Source organism: Streptomyces pristinaespiralis (genome assembly GCF_001278075.1).
GTDB lineage: Bacteria > Actinomycetota > Actinomycetes > Streptomycetales > Streptomycetaceae > Streptomyces > Streptomyces pristinaespiralis.
Window position 1 is genome coordinate 1374237 of record NZ_CP011340.1, and the last position, 23144, is coordinate 1397380.

A 23144-nucleotide genomic window follows, 5' to 3' on the forward strand; every position below is an offset into this window, starting at 1 on the left:
GGGCAGGTGTGGAAGTGTGCCGCGGGACGGGCTGCATCCTGCGTCACCGGTCCGCGGCACGTGACCCGCCGTGCTGTTGGGGGCGTCGCGTGCCCCACCGTCCGGTTCATGGCGCGTCACCGTCCGGTTCGTATCGCCGTCGCCTGTCCGGCGGGGCGGGAGATCCCGCGCAGCCAGACTTCGCAGGCGATCGTCGAGTAGAGGATCGCGTCCCGCAGTCCGGGGGTCGACGGCCTTCGGGCGAGCCTCCGCAAGGCTTCGCCGTCCACCAGGCCGAGATCCTCCAGCCGTGAGTCCTTCCACAGGGCGAGCAGGTCGCCGCGGTGTTCGCGCAGTCCGTTGGAGGCGTCCATGGAGGCGGCGGCCTTGTCCGTGCGCCGCAGGCATTCTTCGGGCACGATGCCGCGCATGGCCTCGGTCAGCAGCGGTTTGTAGTGCCACGGCGTCACCCGGTCGCTCGGCCGGACCGCGAGGCACGCCTCGATCACCCGGTCGTCGAGGAAGGGCGAGGCCATCGGCACTCCGGCGCGGGCGGCCATCCGGTCCCATTGCCGGATGATGCGTGTGCAGGAGCGGATCTGTTCCAGGTCGGCGTGCAGTCCGCGGTCCGGGTGGAGCGGCGACGCCGTCGCCGCGGCCTCTTCGAGCGCGTGCCGGGCCAGCCGCTCGGCGTCCGGCGTCACCCAGTCGAACAGGCGCGGCGGCATCCCCCAACCGAGGCTGGTGCTCACCGTAGCGGGCAACGGTTCACGCAGCCGTCGCGCGCCGTCGGCGAGCCATACCCCGTACGGCCGGTTGTCGGCCAGGGCGCGCAGGGTGCCGCCGAGCGGCCACTGCCACAGGGCGCGGAAGCCGCGGAGCTGTCGCAGGGCGAACATCGGCCGTGTGCGGGCGAGGCGGTGGTAGTACGCCTCCGAGCACCAGGCCACGTGGTCGCCGCCGATGCCGGTCATGTGCAGCCGGCTGCCGCGTGCCGCCAGCGCGGGCAGATGGTGCAGGACCCGCGACCGGTCCATGACGCCGATGGTCGGTTCGTCCAGCAGGTCGTCGATGCCGAGGAGGTCCTCGTAGACGAGCGGCGAGGCGTCGGCGTCCCACACGACGTGGTCGACGCCCGGGAGGAACCGGGCGGCCTTCCGGGCCCAGTGGAGGTCGGTGTCCGCGGGATCACGGCCCGGCCAGGTGCTGGCCACGAGCTCGGCCTTCGACTGCCCGGCCAGGAAGAGCACGGAGGTGGAGTCGAGCCCTCCGGACAGGTCGCAGCTGACGACTCCGCCTTGCGCCGTGCGGGCGCCGACCGCCTCGACGAGGGCGTCCCTGACGTCGGTGGTCGAGTCGTGGAGCGGTCGGACGGGGTCCGGTGGCGTCCACCAGCGTGAGGGGCGGGCGGTCCGTCCGTCCGCAGCGACCATCAGGGCGTCCTCGGGGGCGACAGCGGTGACGCCGCGCCAGACCGAGGTGTCGGCGAGCGGATGCGGGACCGGCCAGAGCAGCCGCACGGCGAGCTGCTGGGTGTCCGGTTCGGCTCCGATGACGGCGGCGAGCGTGTCGGCGCTGCTGGCGGCCACGCGCACACCGTCGATCTCGGTGTGGAAGACCAGTCGGAGCCCGGAGGCCGTGCCCTGGACCCGGAGCCGTCCGTCGAGCGCGGCCACCAGGTGGAAGCTGCCGGGCAGTGAGCGCGCCAGTGCGTCGAGCTCCGCGAGATCGCGTAACCGGCCGGCGCGGCGCTCCAGTTCGGCCGAGTCGACGGGACAGCACCCGACGACCGCGAGGGCGGCCCGGCCCGCCGTGGCGGTGACGATCTCGGAGTCGTGCCAGTCCCCCACGAGCCATGGGCGGCCCGTCGGGTGGCTCAGGGTCCGGCTGCCCGGACGCAGGAAGGAGCGGGCCACGGCGGCGGCATCCTCACGGTCGGGAAAGACCGCGAAATGCGCGTCGCCGGGGCCCGGCCCCGCACTTTCGTGCAGTTCAGTCATGGCTTCGTTTCAGCGAGCCGCCGGCCGTCAGTTCTTGCTCAGGATGAGACGGTCGTTGCCGTGCTTCCCAAGAAGCCCGGTCTTCGTTCGGAACGATCCCAGCCGAACCAGCGTCGGCGCCTCGTAAGCCTTCTTCACAGCGTCTCCTTGATGCGGTTTCCGCTCGTCCTCCCTGGTGGCGGGCGGCCGGCATGCCGACCGCCTGCCGACCGCGTCCGACTCATCGGGAGCCGGAACGGGGGGCTGAGCGACATGAAGACGTTAACCAGAAGCCCTTGGAGTGCCACAAGACCATAAAGAAAAGACTGATTTTCCGACTAACATCGGCAGTGATGGATCAGGCTGCGCCAGTTGTGAGCTAAACCCGGAATCAGGATCGAAGAGAAGCGTTCGCCACCGTCGCCGAAAAAGCGTTTCGAGCTGCACTGACCGTCACATCTGCCGTCGAGCCGGCCGGGGGGCGCTCATTCGCCCACGAAGTCACGCCCCGGCGCACCTCTCGCCATGCGCGCACCTCGCGCCGCTCGTCGGGTGGGCGCGGGGCGTGGACGGCCCGGCCGCGCGGCCCGGCACGGGCGTGGTCCGTTCCCGCCCGCCGACGGTCGGCCGGGGCGCTCCCCGCCTTCGGCCGCGGAGCCCCGGGCCTGTGTAGCCTGCCGTTCGCCACCCCGATCGAGCACAGGGACGTCCGATGGTGAACGCCGAACAACCACACACCGGGATCCAGCTCCCTACGGGTTCGTGGTGGGACTGGGACGTCATCGCCTGGGACGCAGGACGTTTCACTTTGGCAGCCGGATATGACCTCACCTACCACCACGGTCTGGAACTGGTCTTCGGTGAGCCGCTGTACGTCAGCTGCCCGTTCGCCTTCCTGGACCCGGTCTTCCGGGCTGTCTCACCCGAGCAGGCAGCAGCGATGGCACGGCAGCTCGGTGCGGAACCGCCCGTACTCGTCGCGTTCGAAGCCGACGCGGGCGGTACGGAGCCCGTCTCGTGCCTTGTCGCCGCCGAGCGCCTCGACGTCGTTCACGAGCCGGTCTTGAGGTACTGGCGCGAGGACGCCCCGCCCGGTCAGCGGTACGCCCCTTGGGTGCGGCCTCCTGAGGGCCGGTGAAGAACTCGCCGGTGTCTGCGGCCCGTTGCGCGCGTCACACAGTGCGTGGTGCTCGCCAACAGGAAATCTCCGAAGTCGCCGCCCGTCGCGGCCACTTCCTTATGGTGATCCGATGGACTGGACGGTGTTGCTCACAACTGGATTCGGAGCGGTCATCGGTGTCGGCAGCACGTTGCTGGCGGACCGGGTGCGGTGGCGCAGAGACACGGAAGACCGGGACAGGGAGGCTCTGCGGTCCGCGTACGCGCAATACCTGGAGGCCTTGACGGCCGCGCGGGACGCCATCAGCCAGGCCAGCCTGATCGACTCCGGCGATGAGCCGGAGGTCGCTCGAACCGCGTTTCTCGACCATGGTGTCTACATACGGCAGTACCAGCTCGAACTCATCGCCCCGGAGCAGGTGGTGGGGAAGGCAAAGGCTGCCGCTCATGCGCTCGCGGAGTACCGGGACGTCGTCGTGAGCGGCTCGCGGCGGGCGGACGTCGAATGCACCGCCGCACGGCGCGCGTTCCGTCAGAGCCGGGAGCAGCTGATGGACGCGATGCGCCAAGCTCTGGCCCGGTGAAGTGGCCGGGGGGCCTTCAGCCCGGGTGCTCCACCGTTCTCGTACGTGACGTGACGCCGGCCGTGCCGGACTCGCTCGTCCTGCGGTACCGGGCGGGTCCGCACCGTCGGTGTGCCGTGGAGGGGTCACGGATTCCGGGAGTCGGCGAGCCGGTCCAGTTCGCGCATCGCCTCGGCGTGGGCGCTCATCCGCGCGCTCAGGATGCCGATCGTGAGCAGGGTGGTCCCGGCCGCGGAGAGCGGTACGGACAGGCCGAGGACGGCCAGGGCCTCGGGCCAGTCGCGTTCGTTCTGGCAGTGATCGTTCTTGAAGAGACCTTCATTGGCCGTCCCGCGCTCCGTGAACAGCCGTGACTCGCACTCCTGCGGGTAGCGGTCGTCGGGCTCCTCGTCGACCGTGTACGGCGTGAGCAGCAACACGGCGCACCACGCCCACAGCACGGCCGCCAGGGACAGCAGGCCGACGCCCCAGGCACGTATCCGTCCGGCCCGGTCGCGGAAGTCGAGGTCGTATTCACGTGATCGCATGGCCGATGAACCTATCAGCGCGCCGCGGCGGGCGGTCCGGGGGCCGGACGAGGCGGTGGCAAGGACTGCGCGACGACGGCCTTCGCTCGACGCGACGGCCCGTCCGGTGGAACCGGACGGGCCGGGCCGCGATGGCGGTGCGCGGGCGCGACCGGGGTCGACGCGCTGGGTGACGGGGCGGTCAGGACGTGGCGGACCGGCCGCCGAAGGTGACGTTCAGGCGGCCGTCCGTCGCGAAGGTCCAGCTCAGGGCGCCCGCGTAGGAGGAGCAACGGGAGCCGTTCGAGCCGGACCAGAACTGGTTCGAGCCGTCGACGTTGCCCACGGTCTTGTCGTTCGACCCGTCGCCGCTGCGGCAGGAGACGTTGTTCCGGAACACCGAAGTCCCGGCGTCGAACGAGAAGTTGCGCTGGGCGTTGTCGATGCTGATGTTGTCCGAGACCGTCATCGTGCCCGGGTTCCTGTTGTAGGTGAACCCGTGCTTGCCGTTGTCGTAGGCGATGTTGCGCCGGATGACGTGGTCGACCTCGATGTCCTCGCCGCCGAGCTTGTAGCCGTTTCGGTCACCGCTCGAGTTCTGGGTGCCGTCGGAGAGGGTGCCGTTCTCGTAGGCGAGGGAGTCCTCGATGGTCACGGCGCCGATGGGTCCGGTGTCCGACTTGGTGTAGAGGTCCCAGCCGTCGTCGATGTTGTTGTGGGCGACGGCGTAGCGGAAGACGTTCCCGGGGCCGGAGGTGAGCTTCGCGGCGAAGCCGTCGGCGTCCTCGCCGTCCGAGTCTGCGTTGTCGTGCGACTCCGCGCTCAGGACCAGGTTGTTGGACGGCCACTGGTCGCGCGGGGTGCTGGAGAGCATGCGCGAGAGCTGCAGTCCGGTGTCGCGGTTGAAGCGGGTCGCCGTGCGCTCGAAAATGTTGTTGCTGCCGCCGACGAAGATCCCGTTGTCACCGGCGCGCTCGACGACGATGCCCTTGACGTGCCAGTACGACCCGTTCACGGCGAGCCCGCGGTTCGCCGGGTCCTCGCTCTGGGCCGAGAAGTTCAGTACGGGGGTCTCGCCCGGGTAGGCGGTCAGTTCCGTGCGGTCGCCCGAGGTGCCGTTGTTGCCCTGGGGGACGGTGACCGTCTGCGAGTAGCGGTAGGTCCCGCCGCGCAGGTAGATCGTCCCGCCGGGGGTGATGCGGCTGATCGCCGAGGTGAGCGTCGTCGGGTCGGACTGTGTTCCGGACGCGCTGTCGCTGCCGTTCGGCGCCACGTACAGCGCTGAACCCGTCGGCGGCGGAGTGGTGGTGTCGCCGCTCGTCCCGACGTCGAGGTGGTCGATGTTGGGGAGGCCCGCGGAGGTGGTCGGGCTGAGCCGGATGGTGTTGCTGCCCGACCGCACCGGCACCGTGAGCGTCTTCGTCGCCCACGTGCCCCACGCGCCGGTGGCCTCGAACGACGCCGACGTCGCTGTCGAGCCGTTCACCGTGACGTCGGCGGGCCTCGCGGTACCGCTTCCGTTGGCGAAGCGCACCTCAACAGTCGCCGTGCCGGCGGAAGGGGCGTTCACGGTGAACTGGGCGTAGGCCCCGGTCTGGTTGGTGCCGTTGCAGAAGCCGCTGCCGGAGTAACCGGACCAGTCCGAGTCGATGGTGCCGGTACAGACGGCGGAGGAGTCCTCGGCCTCGTAGCGGATCGAGGCGGCCTGTGCCGGGTTGCCGGACAGCGCGACGAGTGCGCCGGCGAGCAGGCCGGCGCACGCGACGGCGGGTCGTAATTGCATCGTTCGTCTCCAGGTGGGGTGGCTCGTGCGACCACGGGGGTCGGTGAAAAGGGGGGTCGAGCAACTGCGCGGGGCTGACGTTCGATCGGTCCGGGCGCAATAATGGAGTGGTTCAACTCCATGAACGGCCCGGCGGGTCGGGGGCCGCAACACGCGGGGGTAAGCGCTTTCCACGGAACTTAGGTCGCCGGTACTCCCGGGTCAAGGGTCATGTGCATGATTGTTTTTCATGGACATGAACACGCTGTTGACGCGTCAGGGCCGAGGCGGAGGCGGCACGGCGCCGCGATCGGGAGCTTCAAGTGCTCGTCCGGGGTGATGCGTTCGTCGCGGGCGCCGCCTCCGAGCCGGCAGCAGGAAGGGCTCGGCGGTGTCGTCCTCGCCGAGCCCTTCAACTCCCCACGGCCCACGCACGCATGTGGCCCGCCCTGGGCGCGGTCGGGGAGCCACTGTGCGATCCCGCTGCCGGTGCGATCCCGCACCGCCCGGCCTGCGGCGTCAGCCGCCGGTCCCCCCCGCCCGTCAGCCCTCGTGCAGCACCGTGCGGAGGGTCTGCGCGAACTCGGCCGGTGCCCCGTGCTGGCCGTACTCGCCGCCCATGAAACCGCCGTGGTCGCTGGGGAAGATGGCCGGCTCGCTGCCGAGCCCGGCGGCGACCTCCGCTGCGGCGCGGGCACAGAGCTCGCCCTCGGACTCCTTGCCCGCCGCCACGACGATGCGCGTGGAAGCGGCGCGCAGCGCCTCGAAGTCGGGCCGGTAGCCGGTGCAGCCACGCATGTTCTGGCCCAGCAGCGGGTCGTCGCGCGAGCCGTCGTCCTCGGTGGGCAGTCCGAAGGCGGCCGGGTCGGGGGCCGGCTCGTCCGCCCAGTCGTCCGGGAAGGGCCCCTTGCGACCGGCCATCGCGATGAACTTCGCCATCGCGGGCCCCATACCGTCACGCAGATACGTCGCATGGATGTCCGCGCAGACCGCCAGCACCGCCTCGCTGTCCGGCAGGACCGGCACCGCCGGCGGTTCGTGCGCGACGAGCGTCCGCACCAGGTCCGGGTGGCGCGACACGAGGGCGAGCGCGTTGACGGCACCACCGCTGCTCGCGAACATGTCCACCGCCCCGACCCCGAGCGCCTCGATCACCCGGCGCAGATCGTCGGCGTGCTCCTCGGGCACGGTCTCCGCCGCCCCGTCCGTACGGGCGCTGCGGCCTGCCCCGCGCGGGTCGTAGGTGACGACCGTCCGGTCGGTGAAGTGCGACGCCAGAGTGGCGAAGCCGCTCGCGTCCATCGGTGAACCGACCAGGAACAGGGCAGGATCGCCTGCCCTGGCTCCGGCCAGGTCTCCCCGCACGTCGTACCAGATCTTCGCGCCGGCGGTCTCCAGCGTGCGGGTCTCGATCTCGACCATCGTCGTCTCCTCGTTTTGGTGCCGTCTTGGTGCCGTCACAAGATGTGGTGCCGTCACAAGAGAGACCGACGGGCCGCGAAGAACTCATCGCTCCGGTGCGCTTCTGCCGGTCGCATGCGCGGGCCCCTGATCCCGATCCCGGTCGCCGGCCGGGGTCCGGGCGATAACCCCTGGACGCCGGCTTCCCCACCGACGATGATGCCCCGTGATCACCCCGTGCGGCCTGTTCCGGCTGTCCCGCCTGTTCCGGCGGTGCCGCCTCTTCCGGCGTGCGGGGACGATCGGCCCCCGGCGATGACCGCGCCGGTGGCGGATACCGCACGCGCGGCGCGAGGGCGGCGACTGCCGTGAGCTCAGCACCTGCATTCCCAGGACCGACGGTCACGGCGCCTTGTGGGACCCGGGGGATTTTGTGCAGCCGACAGCGACGTCCGTACGTGCCGTGAACCGGCTCACCCGGCGATGGGCCGGCAGTCTGCCGGGGCCGTGCGGGAGCGTCGTCTCCGCCACGAGCCTGTGGCCGCTGCTCGCCCTCCTCCAGGACGCCGCCGGCGGACCGGCGCGGGACGAACTCGAGGACGCGACCGGCCTGCCGGCGGCCGAGGCGGCCGGAGCCGCCCGAATATTTCTCGAAGCGCTGGGGGCGATCCGCGGCACGCGGTCCGCACTCGGGCTCTGGACCCGGGCCGCTCTGCCGCTGCACGCCGGCTGGAAGGCACGGCTGCCCGCCGGAACGACCGGCAGCCTCACCGGGAGCCCGGCAATCGACCGCGGAGTCCTGGACGGATGGACCGAGGAACGTACCGGCGGCCTGATCCGCAGCATGCCGGTCCAGATCAAAAAGGACACACGACTCGTTCTGGCCGCAGCGCAGTCGGTGCGGACACGATGGCTGCGGCCCTTCCTCGAGACGGATGTGGTTCCCAAAGACGGCCCGTGGCAGGGGCGGTACCTGCTCGGGCTGCACCGCACCACCTCGCTGTTGGACCGGGTGGCTGTCGCGGAGACTCCGGACGGCCCTGTGACGGTGCTCAAGGTCCTCGGCAGCACCGGGGTCGACGTGCATCTGCTGCTCGGTGCACCGGACATGACGCCTGCTCAGGTGCTGGGCCACGGCATCGGCACCCTTGCCGGCGCCGGCGGTTCCCCCGTCCCCCTCCCCCTCGTCACCGGCGACCGTCTTCCCTACGGGGAGCCGGGCCCGGGTCTTCGGGTGGCGAACGTGCGCAGCCGCACCCCGCAGCCCGTTCTCGATGTCCTCACGGTCGCGTTCCGTGCCGCAGCGAACCACGATCTGCTGGCGGAGCCCACGCTGTTCGGTCTGTCGACGGCCTCGGACGCGAGCCGCGGCCACTTCCCGGCCGTCAGCCCTGAGCCGCTGGCGGTCGGTTCGGCCGGGCAGGGTGCCGTCGCCGTGTTCGACGCCGCGGGCTTCGAGTCCGCGACGGTGACCGCGATCAGTGTCGCGGCCGGTGGTATGCCACCCCCACCGCGATACACGGTCCGCCACATCGAGGTTGCTTTCGACCGCCCGTTCGGCTTCCTGGCCGTGCACCGCACGTCCCGTCTGGTCCTGACGGCGGGCTGGGTGACCGAGCCCGCGCCGTTCCCCGAGGACCCTGAGTACGACGCGCAGGACGAGCGGGACGTTCACGGCAACCACAGGCACGACGACGAGCCCGTTGTCCGGGTGCAGCCCTTCCCGGACACGCATCCCGGCCACGGCGGCGCGCCCGGCGCTCCCGTGCAGGGCGCAGCCGGGCAGGGCACAGGCCGACAGGCGGTCTCACCATGACCGCGCTGCTCGAGGGTCTGGCCGTCAACCCGGCAGCTCCGACGGACGTGTTGCTGCGGCTGCTGGAACCGGAGTACGAGGGTGTCTGGACGACCCTTGCGTCCCGGCGCGCCTCGTTCCCCGACGAAGTGACCGCCGCGATCGTCCATCACCCTCACCCCCGGGTCCGCGGGGCCCTGGCCCGCAACCCGTTCGTGGACCCCGAGGTCCGCGGGCTGGTCGTGGACGATCCCGAGTGGATCGTCCGGGTCCGCCTCGCCCACTCGCCCGACCGGACCCGGCCGGTCCGCCCGCTGCCCGACCCGGTCATCGACCGGATGCTCACCACGTACGACGACGACTGCCTCCAGGAGTTGTTCTTCTCCCGACAGATCCCCTTCCGCTTCCTGCTGTCCTGCGTCCGCCACCCCGTGGCCTCCGTCCGCCAACTGGCCGTCAACGTGTGGACGCACCTGTCCGACGGTGAACGGGCGGCGCTGCTGCGGGACCCCCATCCGCGGGTACGGGACAGCGCGCGCCGCGTCCTCGAGACCGATGACGCCGAGGCGATGGAGCGCCGGCTGGGACCGCTGCCGGCGCCGCGCAACCATGGGACGACGGGAATCCTGGTGAATCATCGGCTGTCCCGAACCGTCGTCGACTGGCTGCTGCACGACTCCGATCGCGACAACTCCTGGATACTCGCCCACAACCACAGCACTCCGCCGGACGTCGTCGCCGGGCTCGTCGGCCACCCCGATCCGGCGGTCCGTCTGGAGCTGGCCCGCCGCGACGACCTCGCCCGTGCGCTCGTGGACGTCCTGGCGCGCGACCCCGACCCGCGGGTGCGCACCGCGGTCTCCGTGCGCCCTGAACTGACCGAGGACGAGCGGGCGGCGATCGACTGCACGGTGGACACCGAGGAGGACTTCGGCCCGCTCGAGCACCACACCCGTCCGGCTCCCGACCCGGCCGCATCGGCCTCGTACGCCCGCTCCCGGCACCCGCTGCTGCGCCGCCGGGCGGCAGAGGACCCGGCCCTGCCCGCCGCACTCGTGGCGCTTCTCGCCCGGGACGAGGACCTGGGTGTACGGGTGCTGCTCGCCCACAACCATCCGGCGCCGCCGCCGGAACTGCTGCTGCGCAGCTACCTGGAGCACCGCGGTCCGGCCCGCGACCTGCTCACCGAGCACCCGCGCTTCCCTGTCGCCGGGCTGGGCGCGCGTTTCGCGGACGCGGCCGTGCCCGACGAGCGACGGCTGGCCGTGCTCGACCCCGAGCTCGCGCCGACCGTCGCCGACCGCCTCACCCGCGACCTGGACCCGGCGATCCGCGCGGGAGCGGCCCGCCATCCCCGCCTGCCGGGCGGGCGGTTGCTCGCCCTCCTCGCAGACGGGGAACTGGGCGGGCCCGCCGCCGCCAATCCGACGCTGCCCGTGGCGGTGATGCAGGGGCTGCTGGGGTGACCCGTACGGGGAAGGCCCACGGCAGGACTCCCGGTCCCGCGACGACGAACGTGCCTGCTCGTCGAGGCACTTGCGCCGATGCGCGGCAGTATGGACGTCGCTCGTCTCCACCCGGCTGAACAGTCTGCCCGCGCGCTTCACCCCGCGTCGCCGGGGTGCCGTCGAGGCGCCGGAACCGAGCGCGCCGGCCAAGGCGCAGCCGCTTCCGACGGCCGTGACGCCCGACCGGCCGCCGGTCCCGGCGGCGGCCGCTGTCGCGCCGGCGCGTGCCCACTGGTGGCAGCGCTTCCTCGGGATCCGCCCGCGGTGACGCCCTTGGGCCCGGACCCTGGTTCGGGCCCGCCCGTCATGCCACAACCCGCCCGTCGCGGGCAACAGTGGGGGGCGCGGCGCGGCCCGGGCGCGGCGACACGGCAAAAGGATGTGCGGATCCGGATTCCGGTTGACACGCTGAGGTCATGAACCACCAGCCCGACCCCCGCCCCGCCGCCCCCACCACGCCCCGTCCGACGGAGTGGATCACCACACCCGTCACCCCGGACCTCCTGCGCGGCGCGCTCGATCTGGAGCGCACCGAGCAGGGGCTGCTGCCGCACCGGCTGCCTGCCCGGGCCCGTGCGCAGTTCCCCGACGGGCAGGTGGCCATGGCGGAGTCCCAGCCCTCCGGAGTGCGGGTGGTGTTCCGTACCGGGGCCACCGCCGTCGAACTGGACACGCTCCGCACAAAGATGGTTTACGAGGGCGCTCCGCCCCGCCCCGACGGTGTGTACGACCTGCTCGTCGACGGCCGGCCGGCCGGGCGCGCCAGTGTCCCCGGCGGCGACGTGCTGCTGATGGACATGGCCACCGGGTCGGTGGAGAGCCGGCCCGGTCCGGTCGGTACCGTCCGCTTCACCGGGCTGCCGGACCGGATGAAGGACGTCGAGATCTGGCTTCCGTACAACGAGATCACCAAGCTGGTGGCCCTGCGCACCGACGCCCCCGTCGAGGCCCTTCCTGACAGGGGCCGCAGGGTGTGGCTGCACCACGGCAGTTCGATCAGCCACGGCTCCGACGCCGAGAGTCCGACCACGACCTGGCCGGCGCTGGCCGCCCTGCGCGGCGGTGTGGAGCTGACCAACCTGGGCCTGGCCGGCAGCGCCCTGCTCGACCCGTTCACCGCCCGCGCCATGCGGGACACCCCCGCGGACCTGATCAGCGTCAAGATCGGCATCAACCTGGTCAACACCGACCTGATGCGTCTGCGCGCCTTCGTCCCCGCGGTGCACGGCTTCCTCGACACGATCCGCGAGGGGCATCCCACGGTCCCGCTGCTGGTCGTCTCGCCCGTCTACTGCGCCATCCACGAGGACACCCCCGGCCCCAGCCTCCCGGATTTCAGCGACCTCGGCGCCGGGAAGCTGCGGTTCCTGGCGGCGGGCGACCCGGCGGAGCGCGCCGCGGGGAAGCTGACGCTCAACGTCATCCGCGCGGAACTGGCCCGCATCGTGGAGCAGCGGGCCGCCGACGATCCGCACCTGCACCACCTCGACGGCAGGGAGCTCTACGGCGAGGCGGACTTCGCCGACCTGCCGCTGCCGGACCAGCTCCATCCTGACGCCGCGACGCACCGCCGCATGGGCGAACGCTTCGCCGAGCTGGCCTTCGGCGCCGGCGGACCGTTCGCCGCCACCGTCAGTTCCTGAACGCAGCCGCCGAACGCCGCTGAACGACGCGGGTGGGGAAGGGCCGGCGGCGGCCGGGAGTGGCGACGGACCTCCATGTCCTCGTCGCCGGTCCGATGGCAGGCAGTTGACCGTCGGATCGGTCAACTGCTCTGCCGGGCCGACGGAGTTCACCTATGAGCGTGCTCACCCGGCCAGGCCCCGCCCACCCCGCGCGACCCGTATCCTGAGCCCCGCCCGCGAATGATCACCGGTTCCCGTATCGGAGGCGTCCCCGCGTTGACCACGGATCTCAGTTCCGTCATCGGCGTCCGCCAGACCCTCGTGGTCATCGTGCTGGTACGGCTCACCGCCCGTCCCCTGTGGCAGGCCGGGCCCATACCCTTCGACCTGGGCAGCCGCCGTACTGATGCCGCCACCCGGGCGACGTACTTCACGCCGGCCGCCGCGCGGGCCCTGTACGGGACCCCGGAACGGCCCTCCCGCTGGCACCGGTTCATGGACGTGCGGCACGACGCGCTGCACCTGAAGGGCGTCGAGCTGCTGCGCACCGCCACCGCCCGGAATCCGGACCATGCGCTCGCCGTCCTCCACTTCGACGTCGAGGGCCCCGCCCTGCTGGAGACGCTGCGCGCGATCGGGCGTCGTGACACCGCCGTACCCGATCCGCTGGAAGGACCTCTCTCCCCCGCCGTCCTGCTCGGCGGCATCGCGACGCCGCGCGGAGCTTCCGCGCCGTTCGCGATCGCCCGCCCGTACACGGTCGCCTTCCTAACCCCCGACGTTCACCACACGCCCACGCTGCGGGACGGCGACGGCCGGCTGCCGGAGAGCGCCGACCGGTGGCTGTGGTCCCTGGCCTCGCGGTCCACGGACACCGACTTCCCCACGCCGCTCGAGGAGTGGCCCCGGCGGACCGAGCACGCACTGCGGATATCCGCCGACTGGAGCGCCCTGGTGCTGCGTCACGGCGCCGCGTTCCTCGGCCACCGGGCGGACCCGGGCGGCGGCGACTTCTACGCCTTCGCCGAGCTCCACTCCCGCACGGTCTATCTCGACGCCCTGCTGCTCGGCACCATCCAGCGGGACCACATCGACGAGCTCACGGACGGCCTGTCCGGCGTCTTCGAGGGACCCAAGCTCGCCCGCCGGGTGTCCGCGCTGGAACGGCACATCGCCACGTTCCGCAGTACGTACTGGCGCCAGCACCTCACCGCCCACGGCCCCGCCAACGAACTGCTGCTGACGTTCCAGGCCCAGCACCGGCTGTCCGTCAGGTTCGACGAGATCCTCGCGGAGGCGGCCGACTACGCCCGGCTGGTGCAGACCCAGGAGAGCCAGCAGATCGCCGGCGCGCTCGGTGTCCTGACCATCCTGGGCCTGCCTCTCGGCACGGCCCTGAGCATCCTCCAGGTGCTGGACGCGAAAGGTGTCACCGCACTCGCCGTCGCGCTGGTCGGCGCCCTGGCCGCGACGGCCCTGGTCCTCACCACCCGGTACGGGCGGCTGGTGCTGTCCTCGCTGCGGGGGCGGAGCACGCGCGGCGACCGCTGACGGCGGGGCCGAGAGGGCCGGGGACGACCGCGCGGGCGCCGGTCAGGCGGCGCGGCCGCGGCGGTACTCGGCGAGCGCGCCCGCGGCCCACACGGGCACCAGGCGCGGCAGCTCCTCCTTCGGCACCGTGCCTCTGACGCACCGCAGGCCGAGCTTCGCCAGGGAGTCCGCTGCTTCGTTCAGCGGATGACCTGCGTGGGCCTTCTCGTGCACGAACGTCAGTGAAGGCGTGTACTCGACGAGCATCTGGAGTTGCAACAGGCTCGGCCTGCGGCCCTGGGAACGCAGACGGGTGCCGTACCCCTCGGGCATGTCCGTCGAGCCCCGTCGCCATCGGGCCAGGTACGAGAGAGCCTGCGTGTTGTCCACGCGTACCTCGACGGCGCGACCGGGGTGCGCATGCAGTACGGCCCGAAGTCCCTGGTGGACCGCGCGGAGTTCGGTGACGACGACCCGTGATCGGGAGCGGACGAGGTGTCCGGGGTACTCGTGGGCGCGAAGACCTGTCTGCCCGCTCGTGGCCACGTAGCCGGAGCCGACGCGGTCGGCCGCGACCGACGCGTCGGTGGCGAGGACGATGGGGCCGCTCACGGCCTTCACCTCGGTGTTGATGACGACCTGCCGCACGGCGCGGGCTGTGAAGCGCGGCGCGTGGGCCAGCGGCGAACGACGCCCCATGGACAACCTCCATGTTCTTGACGGGCCGTGACCCGGTGACGACCGTTCAGGTCGTCTCAGCCGGTCTTCTTCCACTGCGCGCAGCGTTGGGTCTGGAAGTACTCGCCCTTGTTGAGCGTCACCCGCCCCGGGCCCTCGAGGTTGTTGTTGGCGATGATCGCGTCGAACTCGCCGCTCGCGTCCTTCAGCCGTGCCCAGTAGCAGCCGAAGGAGCCGTCGGCGCCGGCCGTCTTGTACGTGCCGGCTGCGATGTCCGTGCCCACCAGGTACTCGCCGTCCCCGGCGAAGGAGGTGGCGGGGCCGGGCTCCTCGGTCTTCTTCGGCGGCACGGGCTTGGCCGTGACCGTCCTGGTCACCGTGGGCGCCGGGGCGGCCTCCGCCGTCCGGGTGACCGTCGCGGCGGGGCTCGGGGCCGCGGGACTCTGGGCGGCGGCCACTGCCTCGGTAGGGGTCCGGGGCTCTCCGCTGCCGCCGATCGCGATCCCGACGACGAGGGCTGCCAGCGCCGCGCCGCCGTGCGTGAACCAGGGCAGGACGCGGGGCGGCTTCGACTGTCTGCGCAGGTGAGCCGGCGGCTGAGGGGGCGGGCCGTACGGCCACGGCGATCCGGAGGGCTGCTGGTGAGGGCGCGGCGGGATGCTCATGGGCTGCTCCTGAGGCAGAGGAGGGGGACGGCGAAGAAGAAGGGATGCGCGGGGCAGGTGACGGGTTCGCGTGGCGGGGTGCGGCTCCGAACCGCGATCCCCGGGCGTGGCGACGCTCTCAGATAAGCATGACAATGAAAGCGTCGTCAATCACAATGGAGAGGAGGGCTACCGTAGACTCCTCACGTCCGCCCCCACCGACACCCCGAGGACCTCATGCCTCAGCCGCCCTCCGCGCAGGTGACTGCCGCCGAGATCTCCCGTATCGCCGGGGTCACGCGTGCCACCGTCAGCAACTGGCGCCGCAGGCACGAGGACTTCCCCACCCCGTCCGGTGGCACCGAGTCCAGCCCGCTGTACGACCTCGAGGCCGTTCGCGCCTGGCTGGAGTCCCGCGGACAGACTTCCGCCGCCACCCCCGCGGAGGAACTGCGCACACGGCTGCGTCTTCATCCCGCCGGCAGCGGCGTCGCCGCACGGCTGCTGCCGCTCGTCCTGGCCGTCGCCCGCCCGGCGAAGGGCGCGACTGCCCTGCGGGACCTGCCCGACGCCGAACTCGTCGCCGGGGCCGGCGCCGCCGTCGCGGACATCGCCGACTCGGTGCCGGGCAGCGACGAGATCCGGTACGGCGCCGACGACACCGGCGCACTCCGCGCACTGCTGCGCTGCGTCGACGAGGAAGGCGCCACAGCGGCCCTCGACGTCCTGGCCGAACGCGAACTGGAGGACAGCGCCGCCAGCGGCACCTACCTCACGCCCGAGCCGCTCTCGGACCTGATGGCCCGGCTCCTCCCTTCCTCCCCTCCCCCCTCCGTCGTTCTCGATCCGGCGTGCGGCAGCGGTTCGCTGCTCGCGGCAGCCGCCCGCCACGGTGCGAAGGGGCTCTACGGGCAGGACTCCGTCCCGGTACAGGCCCGACGCGCAGCCGTTCGGCTGCGGTTGGACCAGGCCGGTGCGGGAGAGGTGGGCGTACGGATCGGGGACAGCCTCCGGGCCGACGCGTTCCCGGACCTCACCGCCGACGCCGTCCTCAGCAATCCGCCGTACGGTGTCCGCGACTGGGGTCACGAAGAGCTGGCCTACGACGCGCGCTGGGCATTCGGCCTGCCTGCCCGTGCCGAGTCCGAACTGGCCTGGGTGCAGCACGCGTTGGCCCATCTGCCGCCCGGCGGCCATGCCGTACTGCTGCTGCCGCCCGCGACGGCCGCCCGCCCTTCCGGACGCCGGGTGCGCGGCGAGCTGATCCGCAGCGGAGCCCTCCGGGCCGTGGCCGCGCTGCCCGCCGGAGCGGCCGCCCCTCTCCACATCGGCCTGCACATCTGGGTGTTGCAGCGCCCCCAGCAGGGCGCCGTCGACCGCACGTCCGTCCTGTTCGTGGACACCGCCTCGTCCCGCGAGGAGACTTCACCACCGGACGCACCGCGCCCACGGCGCAAGCGCGAGGCGCTCGACTGGCAGGAGGTGTCCGGCAAGGTGCTGCGGCACTGGGACGCGTTCCGGGCCCGGCCCGAGTCGTTCACGGACGAGCCCGGCGTCGCCCGCGCCGTGCCGGTCGTCGAACTCCTCGACGAACTCGTGGACGTGACCCCGTCCAGGCATGTGCGCGCAACCAGCACCGACATCGACCCGGCAGAGGTCGCCCGACGGGCACAGGACCACCTGAAGGATCTGGGCCGGCGCGCCGCGGCACTCGCGGACACCGCGGTGCGGGGCCCTTGGCCCGGAGCCGGAACCGCGCGACGCGAGTGGCGGACGGCCGCCGTGTCCGACCTGGCGCGCGGCGGCGCGCTGGAGATCCTGCGCGCCGGCCCGCCGGGGAAGGGCGGCCCGGAGGCGGACGCCTGGCGCGCGGAGCACGCCGGCCGCCCGGTGTTCACGGGGGCGGACATCGCCCGCGGCGGTCCCGCCTCCGCCTCGCTCGAGGAACTGTCGTCGGACTCCTCCCCCGTCGTCGAGGCGGGCGACATCCTCATCCGCGTGGTCCGCGGAGGTTCCGGTCCCATGACACGCGTCGCGGAGGAGACGGACGAGGGTGCGGTGCTCGGACATCTCGTCGTTCTCCTCCGGCCGGACCCCTCGCGCCTCGATCCATGGTTCCTCGCCGGGTTCCTCGACTGGGAGGACAACCTCTCGGGTGCGTCGACCGGCAGCACCACCGTCCAGGTCCAGCCGGGACGCCTGCGTCTCCCTTTGCTGCCGCTCGAGGAGCAGCGCCGGTACGGCGAAGCGTTCCGCCGCCTCCGAACCCTGCGCCGGGATGCCGACGAGGCCGCGGAACTGGCCCGGCGGGCGGGCGAACTGCTCGCGGGCGGGCTGACGGCGGGGGCACTCGAACCCTGAGCCCGGCCCTGGGGGCATCCTTGAACCGGAGGCCCGTCCGGCCCCGGGGTGTCGGCGGCGGCCGGCCCGTCAGCCCGGGTAACCCATGGCCTCCGCCTCCTTGACGACGACCTCGAAGGAGGCGTCCGGATTCAGTCGGGCCACCACGTCCGGCGTCAGCGGCCGCTGCTCGTAGATGTGGCGTACGGCATCCAGGTCGACGGGCCGCTCGTAGTAGTCCTCGGCGAACGACCGGAAGGCCTCGGGGCTCGGGTCGACGGGAAGATCGAACATCCATCCCGAGCCGTCCGGGTCGGAAGAGCCGCTCGGGAAATCGATCCGGCCCGCGTGCCAACGGTCGTCGCCCGTCTCACGCCAAAGACAGAACGTGACCTGGGGCATGTCGTCGTCCGTGAAGGCGGGCTCATCGACGCATCCCCGGAACACGTCCGGAACGTCATCCAGCACACCGGGCCAGACCGTGTCCTCGGCGTACGGGCTCATCGGCGACTCGTGGTCGAAGCCGCGGATGTACACACCGGCGGGCGAGAACACGATGTCGAACTCGTCCCCGCTGCCGTTCCGCATGGCGAAGACCTCTTCCGTGCTCGACCATGCGGCGTCGAAGGAGTAACAACGGTAGTCACCCGGGTTCAGCACCGCTTCCGCCGTGGCGATCGACCGGCACAGCTTCAGCAGGTCGGGAGGGGCGGGAAGCGCGGCGGCGACGTCGTGAACAGTCATGGGCCCATCCAAGCCCACCCCACTGACAACGCGCTCCGGCCGCCGACTTGGCCGATCAGGCCGCCCCATGCCGCCCGCCACCGCGGCGCCCTCCGCAACGCGAGCACCCGCTCCCGCGCTCCTGACCGGGGCCCGGCCGTCACTCCATCTCCGGGGAACGCGTCCGCCGATCCGGGAGCATGGCCCTCGCCGGGCTTCTGGGACGGGACCGTCCCCGCGGGCGCGGGGAGCAGACTGCGAGACCTGCGGTTCTACCGGCGGCGCTCGCAGTTCTGGAGCACTTTCATCGATTCCAGCAATCCACCCTGAATGCTCGGCTCGCCCACACCACGAACAGCGGACAGGGCTTCAGCCATGGTCATCAGGACTGATCCACCTCTAGGAGATCGGGTCGGCAGAGTCGACGCAGACTACGTTCGGATAAGCGTTCTGAGCCTCCGATCCTTCATTGACGAGCGTCTCGCGCCATGCGACGGGGTACGGAGTTCCGAAAGCCGTCACCCCGATGGATCCGGCCTCGCGGATGTCGGGGCCGCCATCGAAACCTCCGCCTGTGGCAATCTGCCCTGCAGGGCAGTCCACTGTGAGCTGTCTGCTCTCGCCGGGCGGAATCGTCACCAGATTGCCGAATACCAGCTCGGCTCCTGTCACACCCCCTCCGCGGCTTCCTTCCGGAGCCGTCGCCTGAGCGCTTTGGCTGCAGTTGATGTTCTGGCTGCCGGTGAAGGAGTTGCCTGAACCCACCTGCCCTGCGGGGAAGCAGGCCAGGGTGATGGAGGGGGTATTGAGGAGACCGAGTCCGAGCAACCCTCCGTCTCCATCTGCGTGAGCGGCAGTACCCCCGAGGAACGTGGCCGCTGCGACGGCGGCGCAGATGGTGATGATTCTCTTGGCTGGCTTCACTCGCGTCCTTACAGTGGGCGGCCCTGGGCCGTGGCGGCTACTCGCTTACGACGGTGAAGGGTGTCGAGCGGGCGGATCACTTTCACGTTCACCACACCCGATTCACGAGGACTTCCCCCGTTCAGCCTTGATGGTGACCCCGGACAGCCGAGCCTTTGATCAAGCTGCTGTGTATGACACGTTGACCGGTTCCCGCGTGGCCCACGTCTCCGGGCCCCACCTTCACTTGGCAGTGCGCACCACCCCCGCACATGGCTCGGGCATCAGCCCGATCCGGAAGACCTGCGCAGGGAGCTCGCTGCCATCGCGGCCGCCGGGGCTGCCGGGGCTGCCGGGGCTCCCGGACAACTTGCGGAGGCCTCGGCGAGCCCGCACCGCCTCGACGTCCGGATCACGGCCCGGCACGGCGAGGCCCACCTCTACACGATCCAGGCCCGCGAGGTCCGCGCGCACCTGGCGCACTTGGCCGGCGACGACACGGTTGCCGTCGGCCGGTACCTCCGCACGGCGCGGCTGCGCGCCGCCCCGCAAGGCTGCCGCCACCCCGATACCAACCTCGCTATGACCAGAACGCGTCGTACGCCTGTTGGTCGGACCACAGCCCCCAGGCTTCGGTGATCCGGCCGTCCCGGATGTGGAAGACGATCGTCTCGTTCATGTCGAGCTCTTTGCCCTCGCGTGAGGCCGTGACGTGGAGCAGGGCAACCGTGTGCTTGTCGTTGGCGAGCACATCGTGGAGACGGGGGCGATAGGTGCCCCCTGTCAGCTCGAATTCCCGTTGGAACATGGCGAACGCGGCCTCGCGGCCCTCGTAGTCGCCCGTCAGCGGGCCGTGGCCGCCGATATGCCACACCACGTCCGGGTGGAACACCTCCGCCAGCGCCTCCATGTCGCCCGCCGAAAATGCCTCCAGAGCCCGGTGAAACACCCCGATGTTCGGGTGATCGGCCATCGCAGTCTCCTTTGATCCCTACGAACGTAGGTGGGTTCCGGCCGGAGGCACTCAGGCACACCGGCTTCGCCGGCCCCGCCACCTGATCGGACGCCCGACACCCCTAGGACTTGCCCGGTCGGTCATGCGACTACTTCGTGTCGGCGGGACGTGGGAGCGCCTGCTCCAGCAGGTCCAGGCCGCGACCGACGCGGCCGGGAAGATCGACCGGGAAATCTCGGTCGGCTCCACCATCGTCGGCGCGCACCGGCATGCGGCCGGCGCTCGGACCGACCCACCGCCGACACCCGCGTCAAAGGGGGTCGAGCAGGCAGTACGCCAGGACGAGACTCCGTGGCACAGCCTGGTCGGCCGCCTGGTGGAGGTGGTGCTGGGGGTGAGGGCCTGGGCCGCTCGCGGGGCGGGTGCACCAGCAAACTCCACCTGAGCGCCGACGGCCGCTGCCCGGTCCCCGTCGCTGGTCGTCATGCCGGGACAGCGGGCGGACTGCACCCCGTTCAAGCCGGTTCTGGAGAAGATCCGCGTCCCCAGGACCGGCTGCCGTAGGCCGCTGCGTCGACGAGGTGGTAGAGGCCCAGGGCGCGCCCGTGAAGAGAACGACGGTGAGCACCCCGGTCCGCACGAGCGCGGGCGCCAAGATGGTGACCGCGTCCGCCCGGCCGGCGAGTGTGCGCCGGTCGCGCCGGCGCCTGATGTCGCCGGCGCACACCGCCCGGAAGAAGGCTCCGACGACGATGCCGACACCGGCAAGGACGGCGGACAGTCCCGCCACAACGGACAGGAACGTCTCGCGGTCGTGGCGATCCGTGACGGACAGCATCGCCCCCGCGAGCACGACGATCGCGGCGATCCCGTACGCGGCCACGCGCACGACGACGTCCTTGAGGCGCAGCCTCGGCCTCAGTCCAGGCAGAACTCGTTGCCCTCCGGGTCGGCCATCGCGATGATCCCCTCGTCCTCGTCATTGGGCTCGAGCCGGTACAGCCGCTTCGCCCCCAGGCTCTCCAGCCTGGTGGCTTCCACCTCCAGCGCGTCCATCCGCTCGCTGCCGGTCAGGCCGGGCGCCGCGCGCACGTCCAGGTGCAAGCGGTTCTTCACCGTCTTTCCCTCCGGGACCTTCTGGAAGTACACCCGCGGGCCCTTGCCGTCCGGATCCGTGATGGCCGACCGGTCGTTGTGGTGCTCGGGCGGCACGCCCCACGCCGTCAGCGCGGCCGCCCAGTCGGCGAAGCCCTCGGGCGGCGGCTGGACGCGATAGCCCAGCACCTGTGCCCAGAACGCCGCCTGCGCGCCCGGATCGGCGCAGTCGTAAGTCACCTGGAATTCCTTGGCCATGTCGCCTCCGACCGCTCGGAACCTGCCCACGTTCTCGCCCCGGTCGTCTTCCGGAACACCACGCAATCCTCGCACCGCCCTACGACAAGGCGATCACCGACCCGGGAGTGAAGTGCACGTCCGACGCGTGCGCCGTGACCTCGACGTCGCTCCCGAGGGCCCATTCGGCGACGCGTGAGACCGTGGCGGCCGAGATCGCCTCACTGATGCCGGGCGCCGCCGGGATGTCCTGCGTCGCATGGGCGTCGTGCGGCAGGACGACCCGGTAGCCGAGCGCGAGCGCCGTACGTGCGGTCGCCTGGACACACATCTCCGACATCACACCGCAGACGGCGAGCGACTTCACGCCCGCGTCGGTGAGCAGGCTCCCCAGCGAGGTCCGTGCGAAGCCGTCGTCCTGCGGTTTGCGGATCACGATTTCCCTGGGTCCGGCCTCCACGGGGTGGTGGAGCTCCCAGCCCGGGGTGTGCGGTTCGTCCTCCGCCCCGGCCGGCCCGTCGTTCTGCAGATGGACGACGAGCGCCCCGCTCTTCCGCGCCCGGGCTATCAGGTCGGTCGTCCGGTCCACCAGCCGGGCCGCGTCGGGGACGGCTCCGCCGCCGGTGACGAACGCCGACTGGACGTCCACCACGATCAAGGCCTCTACGGGCAGGGGGAGATCAGTCATGCCGCCCATCATGTCCGTCGCCGGCACGCGCCTCCACCGGATTGTGCGCCCGCCCTCGCCGGCTCTCTTGCGGGCCGTCTCGCCGACACCCTCGTGAGGCGGCGGCGCCCTGGCCGGAGGGGCGGCGACCGGGGTCGAGGGCCGTTGTCGTACCCCGCCGCTAGAGTCGGTGAAGATCGTCCGCGCCGTCACGGCGGCCGGAGGGTCCACGGCGGAGAGGCGCGCTGCCTCCCCGAGTTCGAACCACCCACAGTCGAGGAACACCACGTGAACGCCACCGACAGCCCCGCACCCTCCTTCCAACTCCTGCCCGGCGCAGCCGACTCCCCCGTCATCCTGCACGTCCCGCACTCCGCCCGGGCCGTGCCCGAGGACGTGCGCGCCGGCATCGTGCTGGACGACGACGCGCTGCGGCTGGAGCTCGACCACATCACCGACTCCCACACCGCCGAGATCGCCGCGGGCGCCGCCGGGTCCGCGACCGTCGCGCCCTGGCGTTTCGTCAACGGGCTCTCACGTCTGGTGGTCGACCCCGAGCGCTTCCCCGACGAGCGGGAGGAGATGCGCGCCGTCGGCATGGGCGCGGTGTACACGCGGACCACGCACCGGGAGCAGCTCCGCCCGTCCGCCTTCGACCCGGCGGGACTGATCGCGGACTACTTCGTCCCGTACGCGCGGGCCGTGACCGAGGCCGTGGACGCCCGGCTGGACGCCGTGGGGCGTGCAGTCGTGATCGACGTGCACTCGTATCCGACCGAGCCCCTCCCGTACGAACTGCACGGCGACGGTCCCCGGCCCCCGATCTGCCTCGGCACGGACTCCTTCCACACGCCGCCGGAGCTGCTGGCCGCGGCGCGGAAGGCGTTCTCCGGCTTCGGCGGCACCGGGCTGGACAGCCCGTTCGCGGGGACGTACGTCCCGCTGAGGCATTACGGCAAGGACCGGCGGGTCGGCGCGCTGATGATCGAGATACGCCGCGACGTCTACATGTCCGAGCCCGGCGGCCCCGCCGGACCAGGGCTCGATGCCCTGGCCGCGGCGCTCGCGGAGCTGGTGGACGCGGTGGGGGCGTCGGCCTGAGGGCGCCCGTCCC

General features: G+C 71.7%; 21 protein-coding genes and 1 pseudogene. 9 read left to right on the forward strand and 13 right to left on the reverse strand.

Annotated features, from left to right (window positions below; all coding sequences use genetic code 11):
* Positions 1-116: 116 nt before the first annotated feature.
* On the reverse strand, positions 117-1979 hold the full coding sequence (locus SPRI_RS05680) for a lasso peptide isopeptide bond-forming cyclase (protein ID WP_037773240.1): 1863 nt from the start codon (positions 1977-1979) through the stop codon (positions 117-119).
* 27 nt (positions 1980-2006) lie between these two features.
* Positions 2007-2117: a keywimysin-related RiPP gene (locus SPRI_RS37875; RefSeq protein WP_106428396.1), complete on the reverse strand. Its 111-nt coding sequence runs from the start codon at positions 2115-2117 to the stop codon at positions 2007-2009.
* 553 nt (positions 2118-2670) lie between these two features.
* Between SPRI_RS37875 and SPRI_RS05685 the strand changes: the two genes are divergently transcribed.
* Both SPRI_RS05685 and SPRI_RS05690 read left to right on the forward strand, forming a co-directional pair.
* Complete coding sequence (locus SPRI_RS05685) at positions 2671-3096, forward strand: hypothetical protein (RefSeq protein ID WP_005309241.1); 426 nt, start codon at positions 2671-2673, stop codon at positions 3094-3096.
* Between the two features lie 112 nt (positions 3097-3208).
* Positions 3209-3661: a hypothetical protein gene (locus SPRI_RS05690; protein ID WP_005309242.1), complete on the forward strand. Its 453-nt coding sequence runs from the start codon at positions 3209-3211 to the stop codon at positions 3659-3661.
* Between the two features lie 125 nt (positions 3662-3786).
* Here the strand turns inward: SPRI_RS05690 and SPRI_RS05695 are convergent, their stop codons facing one another.
* The 3 genes from SPRI_RS05695 to SPRI_RS05705 all read right to left on the reverse strand — a co-directional run bounded on the left by SPRI_RS05695 (position 3787) and on the right by SPRI_RS05705 (position 7351).
* Positions 3787-4188: a hypothetical protein gene (locus tag SPRI_RS05695; protein WP_005309243.1), complete on the reverse strand. Its 402-nt coding sequence runs from the start codon at positions 4186-4188 to the stop codon at positions 3787-3789.
* A gap of 181 nt (positions 4189-4369) precedes the next feature.
* Positions 4370-5950, reverse strand: coding sequence for a carbohydrate-binding protein (locus SPRI_RS05700; RefSeq protein ID WP_037775973.1), 1581 nt, complete (start codon positions 5948-5950; stop codon positions 4370-4372).
* Between the two features lie 522 nt (positions 5951-6472).
* Positions 6473-7351 carry an alpha/beta fold hydrolase gene (locus tag SPRI_RS05705; protein WP_037773242.1) on the reverse strand — a complete coding sequence of 293 codons (879 nt, stop codon included), beginning with the start codon at positions 7349-7351 and terminating at the stop codon, positions 6473-6475.
* A gap of 442 nt (positions 7352-7793) precedes the next feature.
* Here SPRI_RS05705 and SPRI_RS05710 point away from each other — a divergent pair, with 442 nt between their 5' ends.
* From SPRI_RS05710 to SPRI_RS05725, 4 genes are all read left to right on the forward strand, one after another.
* Positions 7794-9146: a serpin family protein gene (locus SPRI_RS05710; RefSeq protein WP_005309246.1), complete on the forward strand. Its 1353-nt coding sequence runs from the start codon at positions 7794-7796 to the stop codon at positions 9144-9146.
* Positions 9143-10591 carry a translation initiation factor 2 gene (locus SPRI_RS05715; protein WP_005309247.1) on the forward strand — a complete coding sequence of 483 codons (1449 nt, stop codon included), beginning with the start codon at positions 9143-9145 and terminating at the stop codon, positions 10589-10591. Before SPRI_RS05710 ends, SPRI_RS05715 begins: the two co-directional genes overlap by 4 nt.
* Positions 10592-11049: 458 nt before the next feature.
* On the forward strand, positions 11050-12276 hold the full coding sequence (locus tag SPRI_RS05720) for a GDSL-type esterase/lipase family protein (RefSeq protein WP_005309249.1): 1227 nt from the start codon (positions 11050-11052) through the stop codon (positions 12274-12276).
* A gap of 258 nt (positions 12277-12534) precedes the next feature.
* Positions 12535-13809 (forward strand): hypothetical protein, encoded by a 1275-nt coding sequence (locus tag SPRI_RS05725; protein ID WP_182327872.1) that lies wholly within the window; start codon positions 12535-12537, stop codon positions 13807-13809.
* Between the two features lie 42 nt (positions 13810-13851).
* Here SPRI_RS05725 and SPRI_RS05730 read toward each other — a convergent pair whose 3' ends face one another.
* Both SPRI_RS05730 and SPRI_RS05735 read right to left on the reverse strand, forming a co-directional pair.
* Positions 13852-14487 (reverse strand): RNase H family protein, encoded by a 636-nt coding sequence (locus SPRI_RS05730; protein WP_037773245.1) that lies wholly within the window; start codon positions 14485-14487, stop codon positions 13852-13854.
* A gap of 56 nt (positions 14488-14543) precedes the next feature.
* Positions 14544-15131, reverse strand: coding sequence for a hypothetical protein (locus SPRI_RS05735; protein ID WP_005309252.1), 588 nt, complete (start codon positions 15129-15131; stop codon positions 14544-14546).
* 216 nt (positions 15132-15347) lie between these two features.
* On the opposite strand from SPRI_RS05735, the gene SPRI_RS05740 reads away from it, so the two are divergent.
* Positions 15348-17471, forward strand: a complete 2124-nt coding sequence (locus SPRI_RS05740; protein ID WP_182327870.1) for an N-6 DNA methylase — start codon at positions 15348-15350, stop codon at positions 17469-17471.
* A gap of 69 nt (positions 17472-17540) precedes the next feature.
* Here SPRI_RS05740 and SPRI_RS05745 read toward each other — a convergent pair whose 3' ends face one another.
* The 3 genes from SPRI_RS05745 to SPRI_RS05755 form a co-directional block, all read right to left on the reverse strand.
* The gene (locus SPRI_RS05745; RefSeq protein ID WP_037773247.1) at positions 17541-18194 is read right to left on the reverse strand and encodes a hypothetical protein; all 654 of its coding nucleotides are present in this window, start codon (positions 18192-18194) and stop codon (positions 17541-17543) included.
* Positions 18195-18572: 378 nt separating this feature from the next.
* Entirely contained in the window at positions 18573-19097 is a 525-nt protein-coding gene (locus SPRI_RS38440) for a hypothetical protein (RefSeq protein WP_005309255.1), read from the reverse strand.
* A gap of 559 nt (positions 19098-19656) precedes the next feature.
* A complete protein-coding gene (locus SPRI_RS05755) occupies positions 19657-20049 on the reverse strand; it encodes a nuclear transport factor 2 family protein (protein ID WP_005309257.1) in 393 nt (130 codons plus the stop codon).
* A gap of 124 nt (positions 20050-20173) precedes the next feature.
* On the opposite strand from SPRI_RS05755, the gene SPRI_RS05760 reads away from it, so the two are divergent.
* Positions 20174-20476 carry a hypothetical protein gene (locus SPRI_RS05760; RefSeq protein ID WP_005309258.1) on the forward strand — a complete coding sequence of 101 codons (303 nt, stop codon included), beginning with the start codon at positions 20174-20176 and terminating at the stop codon, positions 20474-20476.
* Positions 20477-20689: 213 nt separating this feature from the next.
* Here SPRI_RS05760 and SPRI_RS39175 read toward each other — a convergent pair.
* The 3 genes and pseudogenes from SPRI_RS39175 to SPRI_RS05775 form a co-directional block, all read right to left on the reverse strand.
* A pseudogene (locus SPRI_RS39175) lies at positions 20690-20920 on the reverse strand (DUF6336 family protein); the annotation flags it as partial.
* A 29-nt stretch (positions 20921-20949) separates the two neighbouring features.
* The gene (locus tag SPRI_RS05770; RefSeq protein ID WP_005309260.1) at positions 20950-21384 is read right to left on the reverse strand and encodes a VOC family protein; all 435 of its coding nucleotides are present in this window, start codon (positions 21382-21384) and stop codon (positions 20950-20952) included.
* A gap of 79 nt (positions 21385-21463) precedes the next feature.
* Positions 21464-22051 carry a cysteine hydrolase family protein gene (locus tag SPRI_RS05775; RefSeq protein WP_037775980.1) on the reverse strand — a complete coding sequence of 196 codons (588 nt, stop codon included), beginning with the start codon at positions 22049-22051 and terminating at the stop codon, positions 21464-21466.
* Between the two features lie 267 nt (positions 22052-22318).
* Here SPRI_RS05775 and SPRI_RS05780 point away from each other — a divergent pair, with 267 nt between their 5' ends.
* Positions 22319-23131 carry an N-formylglutamate amidohydrolase gene (locus SPRI_RS05780; RefSeq protein ID WP_005309262.1) on the forward strand — a complete coding sequence of 271 codons (813 nt, stop codon included), beginning with the start codon at positions 22319-22321 and terminating at the stop codon, positions 23129-23131.
* The last annotated feature ends 13 nt before the right edge of the window (positions 23132-23144 follow it).